Source organism: Mycolicibacterium peregrinum (assembly GCF_001665625.1).
GTDB lineage: Bacteria > Actinomycetota > Actinomycetes > Mycobacteriales > Mycobacteriaceae > Mycobacterium > Mycobacterium peregrinum_B.
Window position 1 is genome coordinate 22,492 of sequence record NZ_LZSY01000137.1, and the last position, 7,527, is coordinate 30,018.

At 67.3% G+C, this 7,527-nt stretch carries 7 protein-coding genes and 1 riboswitch; all 7 genes read right to left on the bottom strand.

The genetic code is table 11. From position 1 onward, the window contains the following. Positions 1-133 precede the first annotated feature (133 nt). The 7 genes from gcvP to A5779_RS22130 all read right to left on the bottom strand — a co-directional run bounded on the left by gcvP (position 134) and on the right by A5779_RS22130 (position 7,419). On the bottom strand, positions 134-2,974 hold the full coding sequence (gene gcvP / locus A5779_RS22100; RefSeq protein WP_064885649.1) for an aminomethyl-transferring glycine dehydrogenase: 2,841 nt from the start codon (positions 2,972-2,974) through the stop codon (positions 134-136). Between the two features lie 153 nt (positions 2,975-3,127). Continuing rightward, a riboswitch (glycine riboswitch) is annotated at positions 3,128-3,226 on the bottom strand. 130 nt (positions 3,227-3,356) lie between these two features. Next, positions 3,357-3,977, bottom strand: coding sequence for a MerR family transcriptional regulator (locus tag A5779_RS22105; RefSeq protein WP_036387126.1), 621 nt, complete (start codon positions 3,975-3,977; stop codon positions 3,357-3,359). A 246-nt stretch (positions 3,978-4,223) separates the two neighbouring features. Next, positions 4,224-4,718, bottom strand: coding sequence for a bifunctional nuclease family protein (locus tag A5779_RS22110; RefSeq protein ID WP_064885652.1), 495 nt, complete (start codon positions 4,716-4,718; stop codon positions 4,224-4,226). Positions 4,719-4,829: 111 nt separating this feature from the next. After that, complete coding sequence (gene ftsR / locus A5779_RS22115) at positions 4,830-5,579, bottom strand: transcriptional regulator FtsR (protein ID WP_064885654.1); 750 nt, start codon at positions 5,577-5,579, stop codon at positions 4,830-4,832. A gap of 3 nt (positions 5,580-5,582) precedes the next feature. After that, positions 5,583-6,062 carry a glycogen accumulation regulator GarA gene (gene garA, locus A5779_RS22120; protein WP_055114548.1) on the bottom strand — a complete coding sequence of 160 codons (480 nt, stop codon included), beginning with the start codon at positions 6,060-6,062 and terminating at the stop codon, positions 5,583-5,585. A 189-nt stretch (positions 6,063-6,251) separates the two neighbouring features. After that, a complete protein-coding gene (gcvH, locus tag A5779_RS22125) occupies positions 6,252-6,647 on the bottom strand; it encodes a glycine cleavage system protein GcvH (RefSeq protein WP_055114551.1) in 396 nt (131 codons plus the stop codon). 37 nt (positions 6,648-6,684) lie between these two features. Continuing rightward, positions 6,685-7,419: a DUF881 domain-containing protein gene (locus A5779_RS22130; protein WP_064885656.1), complete on the bottom strand. Its 735-nt coding sequence runs from the start codon at positions 7,417-7,419 to the stop codon at positions 6,685-6,687. Positions 7,420-7,527 lie beyond the last annotated feature (108 nt).

Genomic DNA, 7,527 nt, shown 5'->3' on the forward strand with positions numbered 1-7,527 from the left:
CGCACCCGTGACGCCGTGACGCCGTGACGCCGTGACGCCGTGACGCGCCATTTTCCACATCGGGGACGCGCCATTCTCTACATCAGGGTTGTGCGGAGCGACCGGGCACAACCCTGATGTAGAAACCGACCTGTCAGGCGAACGCCTCGACCGGCGGGCAGGAGCACACCAGGTTCCGGTCGCCGTAGGCACCGTCGATCCGACGCACCGGCGGCCACACCTTGGGGCGGAATCCCTTGCCCAACGGGTACGCGGCCTGCTCGCGGGTGTACGGGTGATCCCAGTCCGTCACCAGCAGGCACTCGGCGGTGTGCGGGGCGCCGCGCAACGGGTTGTCCTCGGCTGACCACTCCCCCGAGCCGACCCGGTCGATCTCGGCGCGGATGGCGATCATCGCGTCGCAGAACGCGTCGACCTCGGTCAGGCTCTCGCTCTCGGTCGGCTCGACCATCAACGTGCCTGCCACCGGGAAGCTCATGGTGGGTGCGTGGAAACCGTAGTCCGCCAGGCGCTTTGCCACATCATCGACGGTCACGCCGGTGTCCTTGGTGATCCCGCGCAGGTCCAGGATGCACTCGTGGGCGACCATCCCGTTCTCCCCGGTGTAGAGCACCGGGTAGTACTCGTCGAGGCGGCGGGCCACGTAGTTGGCCGACGCGATCGCGGTCAGCGTCGCTGCGCGCAGACCCGTGGCCCCCATCATCCGGATGTAGGCCCAGGTGATCGGCAGGATCGAGGCCGACCCGTAGGGCGCTGCGGAGACGGTGTGCTCATCGGGCAGCTCGTCGGCCAGCGGATGGCCCGGCAGGAACGGCGCCAGATGTGAGCGCACCGCGACCGGCCCGACACCGGGGCCGCCACCACCGTGCGGGATGCAGAAGGTCTTGTGCAGATTCAGATGACTGACGTCGCCACCGAAGCGGCCCGGCCGGGCCAACCCGACGAGCGCGTTGAGGTTTGCGCCGTCCACGTAGACCTGGCCGCCCACGTCGTGCACCGCCGCGCAGATGTCGGCGACGTCGTGCTCGTACACCCCGTGCGTCGACGGATAGGTGATCATCAGCGCCGCAACACGATCCGCATGTTCGGCGATCTTCGCCCGGAGGTCGTCGAGGTCGACGTCACCGTTCTCACGGCAGGCCACCACCGCGACGCGCATGCCGGCCAGCGCAGCCGAGGCGGCGTTGGTGCCGTGCGCGCTCGACGGGATCAGGCAGAGGTCGCGCTCGGTATCGCCGCGCGAGTCGTGGTACGCCTTGATCGCCAGCAGACCGGCGTACTCCCCCTGGGAACCGGCGTTGGGCTGCAACGAAATCTGGTCGTAGCCGGTGATCCCGGTGAGCCAGTCCTGCAGATCGGCAATCACCTTGCGCAGGCCCGGGTTGTCCGATGCCGGCGCGAACGGGTGCTGACGGCCGAACTCGGGCCAGGTGATCGGCTCCATCTCGGCCGCCGCGTTGAGTTTCATCGTGCAGGAACCCAACGGAATCATGCTGCGGTCCAAGGCAATATCCTTGTCCGCCAGCATCCGCAGGTACCGCATCATCTCGGTCTCGGTGCGGTAGGAGTTGAACGCCGGATGCGTCAGGAAATCCGAGGTCCGCGTCGCCACAGCCCCACTTGCGTTGGCAGCGGCATCGGCGGGTGCCACCTCGAAAGCCTCCAGGACCGCGGCCACATGCTCGTCGGTCGTCGCCTCGTCGCAGGACACCGACACGTGGTCGGCGTCGACGCGCCACAGGTTGATGCCCTTGGCCTTGGCCGCCGCGACCACCGCGTCAGCGCGTCCAGGAACCCGGGCCAGCACGGTGTCGAAGTACTTGTCGTGCACCAGCGCATCGCCGAGTGCGGCCGCGATCGCGGCGGCATGGCCCTGCACGCGGCGGGCGATCGCCGTCAACCCTTCGGCACCGTGGTAGCTGGCGTACATCGCGGCCATCACGGCCAACAGCACCTGCGCGGTGCAGATGTTGCTGGTGGCCTTGTCCCGCCGGATGTGCTGCTCACGGGTCTGCAACGCCAGTCGGTAGGCCGGCGACCCATCCGCGTCGACGGAGACACCGACCAAACGGCCCGGCAGCTGCCGGGCATGCTTGGCGTGCACCGCCAGATAGCCGGCGTGCGGGCCGCCGAATCCCATTGGCACACCGAACCGTTGGCTGGTCCCGAAGGCGACGTCGGCCCCGATCTCGCCCGGCGGGGTGATCACCGTCATCGCGAGCAGGTCCGCGCCAACCGCCACCAGTGCGCCACGCTCATGCGCCTCGCCGATCAGCCCCGTCCAGTCGTCCACCCGGCCACTCGCTCCCGGCAGCTGCACGATGACGCCGAAGAACTCACCCTCGGGCAATCCCTGGCGCAGGTCCGTGGTGACGATCTCGATGCCGAGCGGCTGCGCGCGCGTGGCCAGCACCGCCGCGGTCTGCGCGTACACATCGGTGTCGACCAGCAGTCGGTTCGTCTTGGATTTGGTCGCGCGGTGCATGAGGGTCATGGCTTCGGCCGCGGCGGTGCCTTCGTCGAGCATCGAGGCGTTGGCCACCTCGAGTCCGGTCAGGTCGCTCACCATGGTCTGGAAGTTCAGCAGCACCTCGAGCCGGCCCTGGCTGATCTCGGGCTGATACGGGGTGTAGGCGGTGTACCACGCCGGGTTCTCAAGAATGTTGCGCCGCAGCACGGCGGGCGTGAACGTGTCGAAGTAGCCCTGACCGATCATCGACACCGCGGTCGTGTTGGAGTCGGCCAACGCCCGGAGCTCGGCCAGGGACTGCTCCTCGGTGGCCGGCGCGGGCAGAGCTTCGAGGCCCGGGGCGATCCCGTCGGACGCCAGCGCGTCGAGAATGCCTGCGGGCAGCGCCTTGGCGGCGAGCTCGTCGAGCGATGCCACGCCGATCACGTCGAGCATGGTGGCAACGGCAGTGGCGTCCGGGCCGATGTGACGATCGGCGAAACGCGATTGATGCTGGTCGGACACGACACTCTCCTGAGGCGCAGACGTGATGAAACGTCGTAGGCGTCCCTCTCCCTCTGTCGTCGACCCGGTCCGGGCGCCTGAGAGATTCAGCCCCGGCTACAGGACCTTTCCCCATGGGCGGGTGCCCATGGGCACCACTTTCCAGAGGCATCGGGGCCTGACGCGGTCCTGGGGGCCTGAGAGGTTGACGGAGAGGTATTGCTCCTTCGGCGTCCGTGGCTGGCTGTCACGAAACTCTCCCGCGCGAGGGCGATGCGTCGGCAATTCTACCGGCAGCGCACCGGTGCTCGCGAACAGTTCCCCCGCAAGCGGGACGGCTCCCAGCAAAAGTTCCCCTCAACGACGGTCGAGGGGAACCTAGGTGTCTGTACGCGGCGGAGGATCAGCCGATCTTGCGGTCGCGGCTTTTTCGCCGCGACGCCAGCTCGTCCTCGGGCGATGCGATGGATTCGCCGCCGTCGGCACGTTCGCCCGGGAAGTCTGCGATGGTGCCGGTCAGCTCGCGCATGGCGCCGGATACCGCGATGCCGAACACGCCCTGGCCGCCCTGCAGCAGATCCACGACCTCTTCGGCCGAGGTGCATTCGTAGACCGTGGTGCCATCGGAGAACAGGGTGATGTTGGCCAGATCCTGGACGCCACGCTGGCGCAGGTGATCGACCGCAACCCGGATGTTGTGCAGCGAGATGCCGGTGTCCAGCAACCGCTTGACGATCTTGAGGACCAGGACGTCCTTGAACGAGTACAGACGCTGGCTGCCTGAGCCGGCGGCGCCCCGGATGGACGGGACCACCAGGGAGGTGCGCGCCCAGTAATCCAACTGCCGATAGGTGATACCGGCGATCTGGCAGGCGCTGGGACCGCGGTAGCCCACCAGCTCGTCCGGCACCGAGTCATCGGGGAACAGCCCACCCTGCACGGGTTCGCCAGCTGGCCTGACAGGCGGCTCCGCGCCGCTCCCGGTGGTCAGATCCAGCTCTTCCTGCCGTGGCGTGTCACCCACTGTGAATCCTCTCGCCGATCGAACTCGCCCGCACCGTAGTGCCATGTCCTGCAGCGCAGCCATCTCTTCCGCGACGGTTTGCTGCGAGCTCGAATGTGTCGAGCATACGCTTCCCGCCGAGCCGTGATTGCCCGCTGCGATGAAAGTATGGCGCCCGAATTCCCGCCCGATTGTCTCCCGCGCCGCGTGTCGACACCGGTATACCCACTTGAGATGTACCCGTGACCTGCAAGGCGCGGGCGACAGTCATGTCGCCTTGAAGTCGTCCGGCGAAACGCTGTCGAGGAACTCCTTGAACTTTTCGACCTCGTCCTCACGGACGGTGCCCGTAGCCTCTTCGTCGTTCTCGTCGGGAATCAGCAGGCCGGCCTCGGCCAGCACCGCCTCCTCCACGTAGATCGGCACGCCGACGCGCAGAGCGATCGCCACCGAGTCCGAAGGCCGGGCCGACACCGTGATGTCGCGGTCGAAGATCAGGTCGGCGTAGAACGTGCCTTCCTGCAGGTCGACGATCCGCACCTCTTTGAGTGAATGTCCAAGGGCGGCAATGACATCTCGGATCAGGTCGTGAGTGAGCGGCCGGGCGGGCTCGACGCCCTGCTGTTCCAGCGCGATCGCGGCGGCCTCCGACTGCCCGATCCAGATCGGGAGATAGCGGTCACCGTTGGATTCCCGCAACAGCAACACGGGCTGGTTCTGCGGCTGTTCCACTCGAATGCCGACCACGCGAACCTCAGCCATCTGTGCCTGCCCTCCGCACCGCCGTGCCGTTTCGTCGAATCTTTCGTCCTTCGCCAGTTCGCCTCAGGGGTCCCGACTTAGACGAACTGGCCGTCGAAACGAGTCTAGTCCTCAGCGATCCAGAACGTCGCGTACGGCGGACTTGATCAGCGACGTGTGCAGAGTGATCGCCAGGGCGGCCACCTCACGGGCCAGGTCATCGGCCCGGTCCCGCGCGCCGGCCTTGCCCGCCTTGCCCACCGGGCCGGCGATCTGGGCGATCAGGTCGGATTGCCGATCTGCCGCGGAGCGAAATGCCCGCAGGTGCCTGGGCTCGACGCCGTAGTCGCCCAGGGCACGTGCGCACTGTGCGATCACCACGGAATGCTCGTCGAAGAACCCGGCGGGCCCGGCGGTGATGATGCCGTTGCGAACCAACGCCCCCAGCATCTCCTCGTCGATGCCCGACCGGGTCAACAGGTCTTCACGGGAGAGCCGGACCTGTGTCGGCGCCACCGCCGACAAGCCGGCGGCGCCGTCCACTCCCTCGCCCCCACTCTCGGACACCCCGACCAGTCGGGGCACCGCGTAGGCCGATCCGGCCTCCGGCAATTCACCGTCGGGCTGGGCGTCCAACTGCGCCTTGATCACCTTCAACGGCAGATACTGGTCACGCTGAGCAGTCAGGATGAACCGCAACCGCGCACAGTCGTATGCAGTGAACCGGCGGTACCCCGACGCGGTGCGCTGCGGCGTGATCAGTCCCTCGGCCTCGAGGAACCTGATCTTGGAGATGCTGACGTCCGGAAAGTCGCCCCGCAGCAGGTCCAGCACTGCGCCGATCGACATCCCGGCCAGCGCAGGTCTGTCGGGGGCAGTCATCGGCTAGCTGGTCGGGCCGCTGTCGTCGTCAGACCGGGGACCGGTGAGGAACACCAGGCGGAACTTCCCGATCTGCACTTCGTCGCCGTTGGCGAGTACCGCCGAATCAACCGGCTCGCGGTTGACGTACGTACCGTTGAGGCTGCCGACATCGACAACCTGGAACTCACCGCTCTCCAACCGGAACTCGGCGTGTCGACGACTCACCGTGACGTCATCGAGAAAAATGTCGCTGTCCGGGTGCCGCCCGGCCGACGTGGTCGGCTGATCGAGCAGGAAACGCGATCCGGCGTTCGGTCCACGCTTGACGACCAGCAATGCCGAACCCGCGGGCAGGCCCTCGACGCCGGAGACGGCGCCTTCGGTACCTGCCGTTGCGGGCGCATCCAGTTCGTTCAAAAAGTCCGCGCGGAAAACCGATGTGGTTTCCACCGTCACGTCTTCCGACTGGTCGGCCCCCAAATTGCTGTCCTTGTCCGTCACCCGCTGCTCCTCACTGGCTGCTGTGGCGTTGGCCGGCGCGGCCCCAGCCCATCGTCGGTCTCACGTCGACCGTACCGCGCATCAGGCATCGTTGTGTCCACCACCGCCGGATCCGATGGGGAAGATATCTGCGCGCCGGGTACGGCCGAACCGGTCTCGGCGACCGGCCTTCGAAACCCTAACAATTCCTCACTCGGTCACGGCGGCGCGGTAGCCGTCCGCGTCGAGCAAACCGGCCAGGGCGTCCTCGAGCGTGCCCTCCTCGAGCCGCAGATCGACCAGCCAGCCTTCGCCGTAGGGGTCGGAGTTCACGAGCTGAGGACTGCCGTCCAGATCACCGTTGACCGCAACGACTTTCGCCGCGACCGGAGCGTAGAGATCCGACACGGACTTCGTGGATTCGACCTCGCCGAACGCATCGCCGGCGGCCAGCTGGGCGCCGACGTCGGGCAGCTGGACGAACACCACATCGCCGAGGGCGGACTGTGCGTAGTCGGTGATGCCGACGCGCACCGTGTCGTCACCGGTGCGCTGTACCCACTCGTGCTCCGAGGTGTAGTAGAGGTCGGCTGGGATGTCGCTCACGGCGCTCCTTATTGTCGGGCGGTTGGTGTTGCTGTGCTCACTTGACGGGCTGAGCGTATTGGCGTGGTTTCGGTTGCCGCAAGGCGGTGACGTCGACACGCTCGGCTTGTTGTATCACCATCGTGCCGCCGACACGCTTGACGCTGTCCATTGCCCCGCCGGGAATGTTCATCGCGGCGGCCAGGGTCGGCGGGTCCCCAATGGCCAGAACCGAATACGGCGGCCGCAGGGTCACCTCGTCGACGGTGAGCGCCCCGGGGGTGCCGACGATCCAGGTGTCGATGCCGACCCGAACGGCGGCCTGCTGATCGCCGCCGCGGATCTCAAGGGCCTCGGCGCCCGCGGCGCGCAACTCGTTGATCACATCGAGCATGGTCTCGGCGGGAACACCGGGCGCGTTGTCTTCTATGGTGAGCGTCACGCCGGGGCCGGTGGCGGCCACCGTGCCGATCTGGATGGCCAGGGCCTCCAGCCGGGACTGGGCATTCTCGATCGCGGCCTGGTCGCTGCTGCCCGAGGCCTGCAGCTGCTGCAGCGTCCGCTGCAGGTCGGCCACCTCGGTGTTGAGCGAGCCCTCACGTTGCTGCAGGGAGTCGAGCAGCACCAGCAGATCCGCCGGGCGCGCGGTCTCCAGCGAATCTCCTGACTCGTTCTGGCGGACCTGGGTGACGATCGCCATGCCCAGCAGGATGCACAACAACACCCCGAGCGCGCCGAACACCACGGCCGCCACGAGATGCCCGCCGACGTCTCGCCACGCCGGTTCCGGAATCTGCGGATCGTGCGCCGCAGCCGTTCGCAGCTGGTGTTCGGCGCGCTCGGGGTGTTGTTGTGCATCCTGCTGGGCATGGCGATCGTCACCCAGGTCCGCCAGAACGAG

What these genes read in the sequence shown, in the direction of transcription:
- A5779_RS22110 (WP_064885652.1), bottom strand. Translation starts at nt 4,718, where the DNA reads ATGGCTGAGGTTCGCGTGGTCGGCATTCGAGTGGAACAGCCGCAGAAC.
- ftsR (WP_064885654.1), bottom strand. Translation starts at nt 5,579, where the DNA reads ATGACTGCCCCCGACAGACCTGCGCTGGCCGGGATGTCGATCGGCGCA.